This window comes from Methylobacterium sp. E-012 (genome assembly GCF_057836545.1).
Genome location: NZ_JBYQEY010000001.1, coordinates 4474518 through 4488600 on the forward strand (window position 1 = coordinate 4474518; position 14083 = coordinate 4488600).

Below are 14083 nucleotides of genomic sequence, written 5' to 3' on the forward strand. Positions count from 1 at the left end.
GGGCTCTCTCTGACGGCTCGCAAACGGACGCGCGAGGAGGGCGCCGGATGGCCCCGGTGAGGACAGTCTGTGTCTATTGCGGCTCCGGCTTCGGCCGGGACCCCGCCTTCCGCGCGGCCGCGGAGGTGCTCGGGACCGCCCTCGCGCGGGCCGGGATGCGCCTGGTCTATGGCGGCGGCGATGTCGGCCTGATGGGCACGGTGGCCCGGGCGGCTTTGGCCGCCGGCGGCCACGTCACCGGCATCATCCCGGACTTTCTGCAGGCGCGGGAGCACATGCTGGCGGAGGTGCAGGAGACCGTGGTGGTGCCCGACATGCACACCCGCAAGCGCCTGATGTTCGAGCGCTCCGACGCCTTCGTGACCCTGCCGGGTGGCATCGGCACCCTGGAGGAGCTGGTCGAGCAGCTGACCTGGGCCCAGCTCGGACGGCACCGCAAGCCCGTGGTGCTGGTCTCGGTGGCCGAGTTCTGGGCGCCGCTGCTCGCCCTGTTCGAGCATATGCGCGGCCACGGCTTCATCCGCGAGGGGCTCGATCTCAGCTACCTCGTCACCCGCGAGGCGGCCGAGGTGGTGCCGATGCTCCGGAAGACCGGGCATCAGCCCGACCCGCAAGCCGAGGACATCGTGCAGCAGCGGATGTGAGGCGGGTCGCGCGAGACGAGAGGACGTTCGGGATGCGCGCTTCCATCGTCGCGGCCCTGCCGCTCGCCTGCCTCGCCGGCGCCGCGGCGGCCGCCGACGCGCCCGTCCTGCAGACCCTCGACTACGCCAACACCCGCTATTCCGACCTCGACCGGATCGACGCCGGCAATGTCGGCCGCCTCAAGGTCGCCTGGACCTTCTCCACCGGAGTCCTGCGCGGGCACGAGGGCGCGCCGATCGTGATCGGGCACGTGATGGTCGTGCATACGCCGTTTCCCAACACGGTCTACGCCCTCGATCTCGACCAGGGCGGAAAAATCCTGTGGCGCTACGCCCCCCGGCAGGATGCGGGCGTGATCGCCGTGATGTGCTGCGACACGGTCTCCCGCGGGCTCGCCTACGCGGACGGGCGCCTGTTCCTGCAGCAGGCCGACACCACCGTGGTGGCCCTCGACCCGGAGACCGGCCGGGTGCTGTGGTCGGTGAAGAACGGCGATCCGGCCCGGGGCGAGACCAACACAGCCACGGTCCTGCCGGTCCACGGCAAGCTCATCGTCGGCCTGGCGGGAGGCGAGTACGGCGCCCGCTGCCACGTCACCGCGTACGACCAGGCGACGGGCAAGCGTCTCTGGCGCGCCTACGCCACCGGGCCGGATGCCGACATGCTGGTCGATCCGGAGAAAACCACGGAACTCGGGCGACCGATCGGCCGGGATTCTTCCCTGAAGAGCTGGGAGGGCGACCAGTGGCGGATCGGCGGCGCCTGCAGCTGGGGCTGGTTCTCCTACGACCCGGATCTGAACCTCGTCTATTACGGCACCGGCAATCCCGCGACCTGGAACCCGGCCCAGCGCCCGGGCGACAACCGGTGGTCCATGGCGATCATCGCCCGCGACGCCGATACCGGAATGGCCCGCTGGGTCTACCAGATGACGCCCCACGACCAATGGGACTATGACGGCGTCAACGAGATGATCCTCACCGAGCAGGCGATCGGCGGGCGTCCGCGCAGGGTGCTGACCCATTTCGACCGGAACGGCTTCGGCTACACCCTGGACCGCGCCACCGGCGAGCTCCTCGTGGCGGAAAAATTCGACCCGAGCGTCAACTGGGCCAGCCGGATCGAGATGGATCCCGCCGCCCCGTCATATGGCCGGCCGGTCGTCGACAAACGCTACGCCCCCGGCGAGGCCGACGAGGAGGAGGTCACCAAGAACATCTGCCCCGGGGCACTCGGCGCCAAGAACCAGCAGCCTGCGGCCTACTCTCCGCTGACGCGGCTGTTCTACGTGCCGACCAACCACATGTGCATGGATTACGAGGCGTTCCGGGTCACCTACACGCCGGGCCAGCCCTATGTCGGCGCGACCCTGACCCTGCATCCGCCGGAGGGCACCGACCGGACCGGCGCCTTCATCGCCTGGGACGGCGCCCGGGGGACGATCGCGTGGTCGATCCCGGAGCCCTTCTCGGTCTGGTCGGGGGCCCTCGCCACCGCGGGCAACCTCGTGTTCTACGGCACGCTGGAAGGCTACCTGAAGGCGGTCGACGCCCGGGACGGGCGCGAACTCTACCGGTTCAAGACGCCGTCCGGGATCGTGGGCAACGTCACCACCTACCTGCATGGCGGCCGGCAATACGTGGCGGTGCTCTCCGGTATCGGCGGCTGGGCCGGGATCGGGCTCGCGGCCGGGCTCACCGATCCCGCAGACGGATCGGGGGCGGTGGGCGGCTACGCGGCCCTGTCGCAGTACACGGCCCCGGGCGGGCAGCTCACGGTGTTCGAATTGCCGGATCCGGGGCCGCCGGCCGCGCGGTGACGAAGTCCACGAAGGCGCGCAGCGGCGCCGGCAGGTGCCGCCGCCCCGGATAGTAGAGGAACGGGCCGGAAAATTCCTGCCACCAGGGTTCCAGCACCGGCTCCAGGGCGCCGCTGTCGAGCTGCGGGCGGAGCCAGCCCTCGAACAGGTGGATGATCCCGGTCCCCGCGACGGCCGCCGCCACGGCGAGGTCGCTGGCGCCGACCCGCACGATCAGCGGCCCGGACGGGTCCACGCGGACGACGGCGCCGTCGCGCTCGAACTCCCAGGGTGCCGTCAGGGCGCCGCTCGGGAACCGGCCGAGCAGGCAGGCATGGGCGAGGAGATCGCGCGGATGCGCCGGCCGGCCGCGCCGGTCGAGATAGGCCGGCGCCGCCGCCGTGGCGAAACGCTGCCGCCGCGGCCCGATCGGCACCGCGATCATGTCCTGCTCCAGCCGCTCATCGTAGCGGATGCCGGCATCGCAGCCCGCCGCCAGCACGTCCACGAACCCGTCCTCGGCGACCACCTCCAGGCGGATCTCGGGATAGGCCGCCAGGAAGGGCGGCACGAGCGCCGGCAGGACCAGCCGGGCCGCGCTCAGCGGCACGTTCAGCCGCAGCGTCCCGGCCGGCCGGTCGCGGAACCCGTTCACCACGTCGAGGGCGGAGTCCACCTCCGCGAGCGCCGGGCCGAGCCGTTCGAGCAGGCGCGCGCCGGCCTCCGTGGGGGCGACGCTGCGGGTGGTCCGGTTCAGGAGGCGCACGCCGAGTCCCGCCTCGAGCCGGCGCACCGCCTCGCTGAGCCCCGACGCGCTGCCGCCCCCGGCGCGGGCGCCCTCGCGAAAGCCCCCCGCCCGCGCCACGCGCACGAAGGCGGTCAGGTCAGCCAGATCCGTCGTCATCGTTCGAAATTCCGAACAGCCCGTCCCGATTGTCCCCGGTTATGCCATCGATCCAGGCCGGCTACATCCAAGGCGCCAACAGGAGATTCGCCATGACCGACATCGCGCAGGCCGGCACGTTCCAGATCGGCGACCGCACCGTGAGGCGCCTCGGATACGGGGCCATGCAGCTCGCCGGGCCCGGCGTGTTCGGACCGCCGAAGGACCGGGCAGCCGCGGTCGCGGTGCTGCGCGAGGCCGTGGCGCGGGGCGTCGACCATATCGACACGAGCGACTTCTACGGGCCGCACGTCACCAACCAGATCATCCGCGAGGCGCTCCACCCCTATCCGGACGGGCTCGTGATCGTCACCAAGGTCGGCGCCCGGCGCGGGCCCGATGCCTCGTGGAACCCGGCCTTCTCGGCCGAGGAGCTGACCCGGGCGATCCACGACAACCTGCGTAACCTCGGCGTGGACGCCCTCGACGTGGTCAACCTGCGGTTGATGTTCGACGCCCACGGCCCCGCGGAGGGTCCGATCGAGGCGCCGCTGACAGTGCTGGCGGATCTGCAACGGCAGGGCCTGATCCGCCGGATCGGCTTGAGCAACGCCACGCCCCGGCAGGTCGCCGAGGGGCGCCGGATCACCGGGATCGCCTGCGTGCAGAACCAGTACAACCTCGCCCACCGGGGCGACGACGCCTTCATCGCCGACCTCGCCGCGTCCGGCATCGCCTACGTGCCGTTCTTCCCGCTGGGCGGATTCAGCCCGCTCCAGTCGGACACCCTGTCGGCGGTGGCGGCCGGGCTCGGGGCGACGCCGATGCAGGTGGCGCTGGCGTGGCTGCTGCGCCGGTCGCACAACATCCTGCTGATCCCGGGGACGTCCTCCCTCGGCCACCTGCGCGAGAACCTCGCGGCGGCGGAGCTTCGCCTGCCGGAGGAGGCGCTGGCGGCTCTGGATCGGATCGGGGGAGCCCAATGAGGCCTCACCTGGCGCCTTCCTTCTCCCCTCGCGAGCTACGGTGTCCGCACATCTCCTTCGGAACAGAAACGAACGGCTCCGCTGCTCTCCCTCCCCCCTCTGCGGGGGAGGGTGGCCCGCGAAGCGGGTCGGGAGAGGGGAGCGACGGTGCAGAACGTAGCTCTGTGCTGTGTGAGGGCCGTGTTCTTTCTTGAACCCGGGTTCCCCTCTCCCGACCCTCGCTGACGCGAGGGCCACCCTCCCCCACAGAGGGGGGAGGGAGAGCACGCGGCACGCGCTTTGAGAAAGCCCTACTTCGCCGTCATGGTGGCCAGCATCGGGCACCCGCCCTCGCTCATCGGCCGGAACGCCTGCTCGGCCGGGATCGTCTCCAGCACCTTGTAGAGGTCCCACTCGCCCTTCGACTCGGCGGGTGTCTTGGCCTCGAACAGGTACATCGGGTGGATCTTGCGCCCGTCCGGCCGGATCGTGCCCTGGCCGAACAGCGGATCGTCGGTGGGGATCGCCTTCATCTTGGCGACCACGGCGGCGCCGTCCTTGGCCGAGTGCAGGGCCGCCACCGCCTTCAGATAGTGCAGCGTGCTGGCGTAGACGCCGGCTTGATAGGAGGTCGGCTTCTTGCCGGGCATCCGTTTCTCGAACCGCTCCGCGAAGGCGCGGGTGCCGTCGTTGAGGTCCCAGTAGAACGAGGCGGTGAAGTCGAGCCCCTGGGCGACCTCCAGGCCGAGCGAATGGATGTCGGTGATGGCGATCAGCAGGGCGGCGAGTTTCTGGCCGCCCTGGCGAACGCCGAACTCGTGCGCCTGCTTGATGGCGTTGGCGGCGTCGAGCCCGGCATCGGCCAGCCCGATCACCTGGGCGCCGGATCCTTGAGCCTGGAGCAGGAACGAGGAGAAGTCCGGGTTCGGGAAGGGCGTGCGCACGCCGCCCACGACCGTGCCGCCGTTCGCCTGCACCACCGCCTTGGTGTCGCGCTCCAGGGCGAGGCCGAAGGCGTAATCGGCGGTGATGAAGTACCAGGTCTTGCCGCCGCGCTTGAGCATCGCCTTGCCGGTGCCGTTGGCCAGCGCCGCGGTGTCGTAGGTCCAGTGCACGGTGTTCGGCGTGCAGGCCGGGCCGGTGAGATCGGCGGTGCCGCCGCCCGAGTTGATGAAGGCCTTGTTCTTCTCCTTGGTGATCTGCGCGATGGCGAGCGCCACCGAGGAGGTCGGCACGTCGAACACCGCGTCGACGCCGTCGCGGTCGTACCATTGCCGGGTGATCGAGGCGCCGACATCGGGCTTGTTCTGGTGGTCGGCGGCCACGACCTCGACCTTCAGGCCCTGGGTCTCCGGCTTGAAGTCCTCGACCGCCATGCGGGCGGCCACCACCGAGCCCTCGCCGGTGGAGTCGAAATAGACGCCCGAGCGGTCGTTCAGCACGCCGATCTTCACCGGCACGAGGTCGGCCGCCGGCGCTGCGCCGGCGCCGAGCGCGCACACGAGTCCCAGCAGTCCCGCGACGCGGTGGCGGACCGTCATGTCTCTCTCCCTGGATGTCACACCCCGCGGCGTTGTTCGCCGCTCGGGACTCGCCCGTAGGCAGCTTATCCGTGAGCGCTCGGACCGGATACTGCAGCGGGTGAGGATGCGGTCGATCCGTCAGTGGCCGGTCTGATGACCGCCGCTCCACCCCCGGAATCGCGCGCGTTTGGTCCCAGCCGATCGGACTGGAACCGGTGATCCGCTCGGTCGACAGGGCGATTCGACGTGCGCGTTGACGCGTGACCGGCGCCTGCGCCCCGCGGCAGGGTGCGGGGGTGTTCGGCCACCGGAGGGCCGGCGCGGCGGTTCTCACCACATCCGGGTGATCTCGTTCTCGCCGATGCCATGCCCTTCGACCACCACGGGCGCGTACAGGAAGCCGGGCGTGACGCTGATCGTCCACGCGGGACTCAGCTGTTCTCGCGCCAGCGCGAGCGCCTCGTCCGCCGTCCGGGCTCGCGCCGCGAAGACCTGCGCCTCCGGCTCACCGTTGGCGCCCGGTCGATCCGTGATCGCGACGATCTGAAAGGCACTGTCCATGGCTTGGACATGGGACGAGCGCGCGTGGCGGCAATACCGATGAACCGCATACCGGGCCGCATCCACGAGCGCCCGGCTCGCCTCACCGAAGCGCTGTGACCCGTTCCGTCGCGTCTGCGCGCGGAACCGCATTCCGCTGCGCCTCGGTCACGCAACGCCGGAAGGCCGGGCTCCGCGCCGGTATTCCACGGTCCAGGCACGTGGTGACCGCGTCGGCCAAGGCGCGCACCGGTTCGTCCGATCGGCTCACGATCCCGCCCGCCCCCGCGGTTGACCGCAAGCTGCCTGTAACGACGGGGTTCGATTGCGGGCCGAGGCAGCCGCCGAGCGCCAGAGCTACGATGATCGCGCAGACAGCATGGGGTCGCACGGCATCTCTCCGCGTCCGAGGGTCAGACTACGCAGAGACTGTGCCGCTTGCCTAGGGTAGCGGTGCCACACCCTACGATTGCGTCCCCTCACCCCTGCGGGTGATCGGTTACCGGGTGGGTGAGATCAGTGCAGGATCGGCGCCGCGCCATCCTGCTCAGGATCGCCCGCCCCAGGATCGCCCGCCCGTGCAGCCTGCGCCTGAGCCCGGACCTGAACGAGCGCCTGCTCGATGCAGCGCGCTGCCACTTGGAGGCCGGCTTCGGCGACGTCGGGGGAGCAGGCTGGTGTTGGACTGGCGGCGAGTCTGTCCTGCACGGCCCGCATGAAGAGGCCGAGGTCGTCGCGGTGGCGCCCGGCGACCAACTCGGCGCCCATCAGCCGGATCATGTTGGTGAGCGCGGCCAGCGCCACGTCCTTCGGATCGCAGAACGAATCGGTCATGGCAGGGAGGTTCGCCCGCAGCAACTTTAGAACTGTTCTTACATCATGCGCTGACCCGTGTGCCTCACGGTCGCGACAGCTAGCGGTCTCGTGATCGAGAGACGGGCAGTTGAGCGGCCGTCCCTACCCACCGCAGCCCACCCGTGACGCGTTCCCGCTGCCATGGCCGCCGCCCCTCGGGCTCTCGTACACGCGGGCGAACCCTTCTTTACGGGGCGGAGGGACGCGCGCGTCGTTCGAGTGCGCCGCAGGCAATCCGCCGCTCACCCGCGCCCGGAGCTTCACAGGAGAGGTTTGCCGGCGCGCCGACGGTATGCGGTCGGGCCGGCGCGGAGTTAGCCGGCCTTGCATCCAGGGCCCGAACCCGTCACGCCCGCGGCGCCAGACCGAAGATCGCCCGGGCCTGATCGGGTGTGGCCGGTTCGCGGTCGATATGGGCGAGCAGGCTCACCGCCTTCTCCACCAGGGCCGCGTTGCTCGGCGCGAGCCGGCCCCGGGACAGGTACAGGTTGTCCTCCAGACCGACCCGGACGTTGCCGCCCATGCCGGCCGCGACCGCGAGCATCGGGTATTCCTGCCGGCCGATCCCGAAGGCCGACCAGATCGCGTCCTCCGGCAGGCGGGCCCGCATCGCCACCAGCGCCTCGGGGGTGGCCGGTGCCCCCCAGGGGATGCCGAGGCAGATCTGGAACAGGGGCGGGCGCGCCAGATGCCCCTCGGCGATCAGGTGCCGGGCCAGCTCGATCTGGCCGAGGTCGAACACCTCGATCTCCGGCTTCACGCCCGCCTCCCGGATCTGGGCCGCCATGGCGCGCAGGTGGGCCGGGGTGTTGAGGAACAGGTGCTCGCCGAAATTCATCGTGGCGATGTCGAGGGTGCAGATCTCCGGCCGCAGAGCCGCCACGTGCCGGGTGCGGGCCTCCGGGCCCACGAAGGTCGTGCCCGGGCCGGCCAGGGCCGGATCCGGATCGCCCGGCACGAACCGGCCCCCCGCCCCCGTGGTCAGGTTGAGGATCACGGCCTCGTTCTTCTCGCGGATCCGCTCCACCACCGCGCGGTAATGGGCGAGCTCCATGCTGGGGGCGCCGGTCTCGGGATCGCGGACATGGATGTGGACCACCGCGGCCCCCGCGTCGGCGGCCTCCAGGGCGGACCGGGCGATGGCCTCCGGGCTCACCGGCACGGCCGGGTTCTTCCTCGGCGTGTCGAAGGAGCCCGTGAGGGCGCAGGTGATGACGGTGGTGCTCGACATGCTGTCCTCCCCGGATCTCACATCGCCCCGCCGTCGACCGTGAGGGTCTCGCCGGTGATGTAGGCGGCGCCCGCGGCGAGGAAGAAGATGGTCTCGGCGATGTCCTCCGGCCGGGCCATGCGGCGGAGCATCGTGTGCTGCACCGTCGCGGCCTTGCGGGCCTCCGGCCATGGGTCGGTCCAGGGGGTGGCGACGAGGCCCGGGGCGACCGCGTTGACCCGCACCTCCGGCGCCAGCGCCCGGGCAAGGCTGCGGGTGAGGTTGATCAGCCCGGCCTTGCTGGCCGAGTAGGCGATCGACGAGCCGCGCCGCCCGAGCCCGGCGACCGAGGCGGTGTTGACGATGGCGCCCCGATTCTTCCTGAGGGCCGCCGCCGCCGCCCGCGCACAGCGATACGGCCCGAGCAGGTTGGTCGCCAGGATGGTCTGCCAGAAGTCTTCGGTCATCGCGTCGAGGTCCTCGAAGGCGATGGGCGTGGTGGTGCCGGCCGTGCCGGCGTTGTTGACCAGCACGTCGAGGCCGCCGAGCCTGTCGATGCCGTCCGCCACCATCGCCTCGGCCGCGCCCGGCGCCGAGACGTCCCCGGGCAGGGCGATCACCGAAAGCCCCTCCCCGGCCAGCCGGGCGGCCTCGGCGGGGCCGCGGGGATCGTCGGGCAGGTGGTTCAGCGCGACCGTCGCGCCGTTGCGCGCGAAGTGCGCCACCGTCGCGAGCCCGATGCCCGACGAGGCTCCGGTGACGAGGACGTGCCGTCCGGTCAGATCCGCCCCGATCATGTTCCCTCCATCCGGCCGATCCCGGCCATCGCGGCTTTGAGCGCCAGGAGCTTGCGGTCGCGCTCGCGGAACAGCTCCTCCGGGGGGCGCCCGCCCCAGTCGAAATAGCCGCGCCCCGCCATCACCCCGGTCCGGCCTTCGGCGCAGAGGGCGTCCAGGGTCTCCGAGCGGGTGCGCGGCGGCGGCGGCGCGTAGCTGGCGTTGGCGAGCGCCCGCTGAGTCAGCTCCAGCCCGGTGAAGTCCGCCTTGGCGAGGTGGCCGAGGATCGGGATGCGCAGGCTGAGGCCATGGATGATCGCGTCGTCGATGTCCCTCGGCGCGGCGACGCCCTCGTCGAGGAGCCGGAAGACCTCGGCGCTGATCGCCTGCTGGATCCGGTTGGCGACGTAGCCGGGGATGAAGCGCTTCAGCACGATCGGGACCTGGCCCAGCCCGCGCACCAGATCGGCCATCGCGGCGACGACCGCCGGGTCAGTGCCGGGGCCGGGCACCACGTCGACGAGGTCGACGATGTAGGGCGGCGTGTACCAGTGCAGGATCAGCGCCCGCCCCTGCCGGCCTTCCGGGATCAGCGGGAAGACGTCGAGGTAGCTGGTGTTGCTGGCGAGGATCGTGTCCGCCGGGCAGAGCCGGTCGAGCTCGGTGAACAGCGCACGCTTGGCCTGCGGGTTCTCGGTGATCGCCTCGATCACGAGGCCGGCCCCCGCCACCGCGGGTTCCAGCTCCGCCTCGACCCGGACGGTGCGTGCCAGCCTGTCGGCATCCCAGCCCTCCGGGGCGGCGCCCGCCTCCTGCAGGGTCGCGAGCGCCGATTCCATGAGGGCGGGCACCCGCGCGCGGGTCTCGGGCTGCGTGTCGGTGATCCGCACGGCATGCCCGTGGAGCGCCAGCACCAGGGCGATGCCGTGCCCCATCAGGCCGCCCCCGACGATCGCGATCTCGGTCATGCGGCGGGCCTTCTCTGTGGAATGTCGATCCGGGTCGCGGGCCGACTGACAGCGCGGCGCTCGCGTGATCGGTTACGTCGAAAGCTTATCGGACCTGTCCCGGCACGCACCCTCCCTCCCCCCTCTGCGGGGGAGGGTGGCCCCCGAAGGGGGTCGGGAGAGGGGAGCGACGCTGCAGAATAAGGCTGTATCCGTCCGGCCAGTCGCGCCCTTTTCTGAACCCGGGTTCCCCCCTTGCGGGACTTCGTCCCGACCCGACCCCTGCTGACGCAGGGGCCACCCTCCCCCGCAGAGGGGGGAGGGAGACGCGTTTGCGACCGTGCGTTCATGGCTTGCGACGCAAGAGCTTCCATCTCACCCACCCTCACACCGTGGCGATCGGCGTCGTCGGCGAGCCGACCGCGCCGGGCAGGCGCAGGGGCGGGGCCGTCAGCAGGAACCGATTGCGGCCGTGCGCGCGCAGCCACGCGGCGAGCGGCGTCAGGTGCCAGAGCTCGCCGAGATTGACCCCGAGCTTGAACAGGCAGTGCTCGTGGAGCGGCAGCGTCGCGCAGCAGGCGGGTCCGGGCCCGGCCGGATAGGCCTCGACCGCGTAGTTGTCGGCGATCAGCGCGCACAGGCCGGTGCGGGTGATCCAGTCGAGGAGCGCCGGGTCCCGCCCGTCGAGCCCGGCGCAGAGGGTGTGGACCAGTTTCGGGTCCGGATTGCCGCCCATGGCGATCAACCGCTCGGCGAAGCCCGTGTGCAGGCAGACCATGTCGCCGGGCTCGACCACGACGCCGTCGGCCTCCAGGATCCGGGCGAGCTGGGCGTAGCCGACCTTGGTCTTGGCGTCGCCGAGATGGGCGCGCAGGTCGATCATCACCGCCCGGCCCTGCATGCCGGCCTCGGCGAGGCGCTCGATCCCGAGGTGCTTCGCCCGCGACGGCTGGTCCGCCGCCTCGGCGCGCTCCGGCCCGACGATGTCGCGGCCGCCGCGGAAGCCGTTGTAGAAGGTCGGGCCCGCGCCGGTGCCGTCCGCGTCGAACAGCGACCCGACATGGGCGAGCGAATCCCACTGCGTCGAGTATTGCAGGTGGATGAGCGCCCGGTCGTCGCAGATCACGTCGGTGGCACCCTCGACCTCCTCGCAGACCGGGAAGTTCATGTTGGGCCGGCCGTTGGCGCGCCGGGTCGGGGTGATCTGCGGCGGGTGCCGGCGCGGGTTCAGGACGTTGCCGCCCGGCAGGTCCAGCGGCAGGCTGAGGCAGAAGGTCAGGCCCTCCCGCACCTCGGCGACGCCCTGCAGCACCTTCTCGGGGGTGAGGAGGTTGAGGCGCCCGCGCTCGTCGTCGGGGCCGAAATCCCCCCAGGTCGAGCCCTCGGGCCGGCGGGTCCAGCGCAGACTCATGGGCGTCGTCCCCGGCAGGGCCGGGCGCCGCGGCGCGGGACGGTCCCGGGCGCGGCCAAGCGTGCGTTCCTCACCTGTCCGTCGCCCTTCTTCGAGGCCGTCGGTCCCGCTTCGCGTCGGGCCGGGCACGAACCTAGGCCGGGAGGGCCGGACTCGGAAGCCCCGCGGGCGGACAGGGCGGCCCTCGTGAAACCCCCTCGTGAAACCCCCGCCGCAGCGGCGCCGCCGACGCGGCGCGAACGACTCGCGGGAAACGTCACCCGTCCCGCGCCGGCCGGCCCTTGTGATCCGTCGGGCGCCGGCTACAGTCGACCCAAGCCCGCGAATAAAAAATGCGGGCGCCCAGAGAGGAAATGCCGATGTCCGAGACCGCGCGCCCCGTCGCCCGGCGCGTCCAGATCCGGCGCATGCTACCCGCGCTGCTGGCGGCGGGCTCGATGCTCGCCGGCCCGGCGCGGGCGGCCGACCCGATCCGGATCGGCGTGATCGCCGAGGCGCAATCGGTCGCCGGGGCCTCGATCCCGCAGGCCGTGCAACTCGCCGCCGACGAGATCAACGCCAAGGGCGGGGTCGCCGGCCGGCAGATCCAGGTCGTGACCTACGACGACAAGAGTTCCGCCTCCGACGCGGTGCGCGCCTTCCAGCGGGCGGTCTCCGAGGACAAGGTCAACCTCGTCATCGCCAGCTACGTCTCCGAGGTGGTGCTGGCGCTGATGCCCTGGGCCGCCCGGCTCAAGACCCCGATGATCACCCCCGGGGCCGCGTCGAACGAGATCAGCGTCAACGTCCACAAGGACTATGCGCGCAACAAGTACACCTTCCACGGCTACCTGACCTCGCACGCCCTGGCGCAGGGGATCTGCGATTCGGCCAAGGAGGTGCTGGTCGAGAAGCTCAAGGCCAAGACGGTGGCCATCATGAGCGAGGACGCGGCCTGGACCCGCCCGCTCGACGCCGGTTTCGAGGAATGCCTGCCGCAGAGCGGATTGAAGGTGGTGGAGCACGTCCGCTTCTCGCCGGACACGGGCGACTTCACGCCGATCTACAACAAGATCGAGGCGGCCAAGCCGGACCTGATCGTCACCGGCATCGCCCATGTCGGGGTGCAGCCGACCGTGCAGTGGCAGAACCAGCAGGTGCCGATCGCCATGACCGGCATCAGCGGGCAGGCCACCGCCTCGACCTTCTGGGCCAACACCAACGGGGCCAGCCAGAGCGTGCTGTTCGGCAGCGTCGCGCTCCCCGGGATGGCGCTCACCGACAAAACCATCCCGTTCACCGAGGCTTTCACCAAGCGCTTCGGCGGCGCGCCTTCCTACGCGGGCTACATGGCCTACGACGCGACCTACTATGTGGCGGACGCGGTCCGGCGGGCCGGGTCCACCGAGGCCGACACGCTGATCGAGGCCCTGGAGAAGACCGACTGGGTCGGCACCGTCGGCCACATCGCCTTCTACGGCAGGGACGAGTCCTTCACGCACTCGATCAAGTACGGGCCCGGCCTGATGACCGGCGTGCTCGGCCAGTGGCAGAACGGCAAGCAGGTCGCGATCTGGCCGACGGCGGCCGCCAACGGGACCCTGATCCTGCCCCCCGCGGTCAAGCCGGCGGTGCAGTAGTGCGGACGGGGAGCGCGCTGTGATCGGCCTCCAGATCCTCGTCGACGGCTTCGCGATCTCGGCCCTCTACGCACTCGGCGCGATGGGCTTCACCCTGATCTTCGGGGTCTCGGGCGTCCTCAACCTCTCCCACGGGGCCATCATGGTGATGGCCGCCGTGGCGGCCTGGGCGGCCTCGGCTTTGTTCGGCCTCGGCTCCTACGCGGGGGCGCTGATCGGCGTCCTGTGCGGGCTCGCCGGCGCGCTGGTCACCTACTTCGCCATCGTCGCGCCGATCGAGCGCAGCAGGGCGATCCCCCGGGAGGAGAAGGAGATTTTCGTCCTCACCGGCACCCTGCTCTGGGGGATCATGATCCAGGAGCTGGTGGCCTACTTCTTCACCGACAATCCCAAGACGGTCTTGCCGATCGTCGAGGGGGTGATCGAGATCGCCGGGGTGCGCACGCCGAAGAACGAGATCTTCACCGCGGTGATCTGCTGGGTGGTGATCGCCCTGCTCTGGCTGTTCGTGAACCGGGCCCGGGCCGGCAAGGTCCTGCTCGCCGCCTCCATGAACCCGCGCGGCGTGACGCTGCTCGGCCACGACATGGCGAAGATCTACGTGGCCGTCTGGGCGATCTACGGGCTGCTCGCCGGCATCGCCGGGGTGCTGCTCGGGATGTTTCTGGGGGTGTCCTCGTATTCCGTGGGGCCGCTCACCGCGAGCGCCTTCTCGATCGTGGTGCTGGGGGGCTTAGGGTCGGTCACCGGCTCGCTGATCGCCGCCTACGTGGTGGGCTATCTCGAGACCGCCACCGCCTACCTGATCTCGCCGGCCTATCGGGTGATCCCGGCGCTGCTGTTGCTCGTGGCCGTGATGTACCTGCGCCCGCAGGGCCTGCTGGGGCGGCGGTGATGGTTTTTTTCGAGGC

Annotated in this window: 13 protein-coding genes; 5 read left to right on the forward strand and 8 right to left on the reverse strand. The window is 71.1% G+C overall.

From position 1 onward, the window contains the following. Positions 1-47: 47 nt before the first annotated feature. Together AC3IF1_RS21425 and AC3IF1_RS21430 are read left to right on the forward strand one after the other, a co-directional pair. Positions 48-644, forward strand: a complete 597-nt coding sequence (locus tag AC3IF1_RS21425; RefSeq protein WP_489219238.1) for an LOG family protein — start codon at positions 48-50, stop codon at positions 642-644. Positions 645-676: 32 nt separating this feature from the next. Further along, on the forward strand, positions 677-2464 hold the full coding sequence (locus tag AC3IF1_RS21430) for a methanol/ethanol family PQQ-dependent dehydrogenase (protein ID WP_489219239.1): 1788 nt from the start codon (positions 677-679) through the stop codon (positions 2462-2464). Here the strand turns inward: AC3IF1_RS21430 and AC3IF1_RS21435 are convergent. Then, positions 2418-3347: a LysR family transcriptional regulator gene (locus AC3IF1_RS21435; protein WP_489219240.1), complete on the reverse strand. Its 930-nt coding sequence runs from the start codon at positions 3345-3347 to the stop codon at positions 2418-2420. The two genes, AC3IF1_RS21430 and AC3IF1_RS21435, sit on opposite strands and share 47 nt — an antisense overlap. A 92-nt stretch (positions 3348-3439) precedes the next feature. Here AC3IF1_RS21435 and AC3IF1_RS21440 point away from each other — a divergent pair, with 92 nt between their 5' ends. Continuing rightward, a complete protein-coding gene (locus tag AC3IF1_RS21440; RefSeq protein WP_243964812.1) occupies positions 3440-4312 on the forward strand; it encodes an aldo/keto reductase family oxidoreductase in 873 nt (290 codons plus the stop codon). A 290-nt stretch (positions 4313-4602) separates the two neighbouring features. Here AC3IF1_RS21440 and AC3IF1_RS21445 read toward each other — a convergent pair whose 3' ends face one another. The 7 genes from AC3IF1_RS21445 to AC3IF1_RS21475 all read right to left on the reverse strand — a co-directional run bounded on the left by AC3IF1_RS21445 (position 4603) and on the right by AC3IF1_RS21475 (position 11553). Beyond that, complete coding sequence (locus AC3IF1_RS21445; protein WP_243964811.1) at positions 4603-5832, reverse strand: ABC transporter substrate-binding protein; 1230 nt, start codon at positions 5830-5832, stop codon at positions 4603-4605. Positions 5833-6144: 312 nt separating this feature from the next. Beyond that, positions 6145-6507 carry a hypothetical protein gene (locus tag AC3IF1_RS21450; protein WP_489219242.1) on the reverse strand — a complete coding sequence of 121 codons (363 nt, stop codon included), beginning with the start codon at positions 6505-6507 and terminating at the stop codon, positions 6145-6147. 363 nt (positions 6508-6870) lie between these two features. Next, positions 6871-7188, reverse strand: a complete 318-nt coding sequence (locus AC3IF1_RS21455) for a hypothetical protein (protein WP_489219243.1) — start codon at positions 7186-7188, stop codon at positions 6871-6873. A gap of 367 nt (positions 7189-7555) precedes the next feature. Continuing rightward, positions 7556-8440 (reverse strand): beta-keto acid cleavage family enzyme, encoded by an 885-nt coding sequence (locus AC3IF1_RS21460; protein WP_489219244.1) that lies wholly within the window; start codon positions 8438-8440, stop codon positions 7556-7558. A gap of 17 nt (positions 8441-8457) precedes the next feature. Then, the gene (locus AC3IF1_RS21465) at positions 8458-9216 is read right to left on the reverse strand and encodes an SDR family NAD(P)-dependent oxidoreductase (RefSeq protein WP_489219245.1); all 759 of its coding nucleotides are present in this window, start codon (positions 9214-9216) and stop codon (positions 8458-8460) included. Next, on the reverse strand, positions 9213-10163 hold the full coding sequence (locus AC3IF1_RS21470) for a 3-hydroxyacyl-CoA dehydrogenase family protein (RefSeq protein WP_489219246.1): 951 nt from the start codon (positions 10161-10163) through the stop codon (positions 9213-9215). Before AC3IF1_RS21470 ends, AC3IF1_RS21465 begins: the two co-directional genes overlap by 4 nt. Positions 10164-10527: 364 nt before the next feature. Continuing rightward, positions 10528-11553 carry a cyclase family protein gene (locus AC3IF1_RS21475; protein WP_489219247.1) on the reverse strand — a complete coding sequence of 342 codons (1026 nt, stop codon included), beginning with the start codon at positions 11551-11553 and terminating at the stop codon, positions 10528-10530. Positions 11554-11912: 359 nt separating this feature from the next. On the opposite strand from AC3IF1_RS21475, the gene AC3IF1_RS21480 reads away from it, so the two are divergent. Together AC3IF1_RS21480 and AC3IF1_RS21485 are read left to right on the forward strand one after the other, a co-directional pair. After that, positions 11913-13172, forward strand: a complete 1260-nt coding sequence (locus AC3IF1_RS21480; protein WP_489219248.1) for an ABC transporter substrate-binding protein — start codon at positions 11913-11915, stop codon at positions 13170-13172. 19 nt (positions 13173-13191) lie between these two features. Continuing rightward, entirely contained in the window at positions 13192-14067 is an 876-nt protein-coding gene (locus AC3IF1_RS21485; protein ID WP_243970303.1) for a branched-chain amino acid ABC transporter permease, read from the forward strand. Positions 14068-14083: the final 16 nt, after the last annotated feature.

What these genes read in the sequence shown, in the direction of transcription:
- AC3IF1_RS21455 (WP_489219243.1), bottom strand. Translation starts at nt 7,188, where the DNA reads ATGACCGATTCGTTCTGCGATCCGAAGGACGTGGCGCTGGCCGCGCTC.
- AC3IF1_RS21460 (WP_489219244.1), bottom strand. Translation starts at nt 8,440, where the DNA reads ATGTCGAGCACCACCGTCATCACCTGCGCCCTCACGGGCTCCTTCGAC.
- AC3IF1_RS21480 (WP_489219248.1), top strand. Translation starts at nt 11,913, where the DNA reads ATGTCCGAGACCGCGCGCCCCGTCGCCCGGCGCGTCCAGATCCGGCGC.
- AC3IF1_RS21430 (WP_489219239.1), top strand. Translation starts at nt 677, where the DNA reads ATGCGCGCTTCCATCGTCGCGGCCCTGCCGCTCGCCTGCCTCGCCGGC.
- AC3IF1_RS21440 (WP_243964812.1), top strand. Translation starts at nt 3,440, where the DNA reads ATGACCGACATCGCGCAGGCCGGCACGTTCCAGATCGGCGACCGCACC.
- AC3IF1_RS21450 (WP_489219242.1), bottom strand. Translation starts at nt 6,507, where the DNA reads ATGCGGTTCCGCGCGCAGACGCGACGGAACGGGTCACAGCGCTTCGGT.
- AC3IF1_RS21445 (WP_243964811.1), bottom strand. Translation starts at nt 5,832, where the DNA reads ATGACGGTCCGCCACCGCGTCGCGGGACTGCTGGGACTCGTGTGCGCG.
- AC3IF1_RS21435 (WP_489219240.1), bottom strand. Translation starts at nt 3,347, where the DNA reads ATGACGACGGATCTGGCTGACCTGACCGCCTTCGTGCGCGTGGCGCGG.
- AC3IF1_RS21470 (WP_489219246.1), bottom strand. Translation starts at nt 10,163, where the DNA reads ATGACCGAGATCGCGATCGTCGGGGGCGGCCTGATGGGGCACGGCATC.
- AC3IF1_RS21465 (WP_489219245.1), bottom strand. Translation starts at nt 9,216, where the DNA reads ATGATCGGGGCGGATCTGACCGGACGGCACGTCCTCGTCACCGGAGCC.
- AC3IF1_RS21425 (WP_489219238.1), top strand. Translation starts at nt 48, where the DNA reads ATGGCCCCGGTGAGGACAGTCTGTGTCTATTGCGGCTCCGGCTTCGGC.
- AC3IF1_RS21475 (WP_489219247.1), bottom strand. Translation starts at nt 11,553, where the DNA reads ATGAGTCTGCGCTGGACCCGCCGGCCCGAGGGCTCGACCTGGGGGGAT.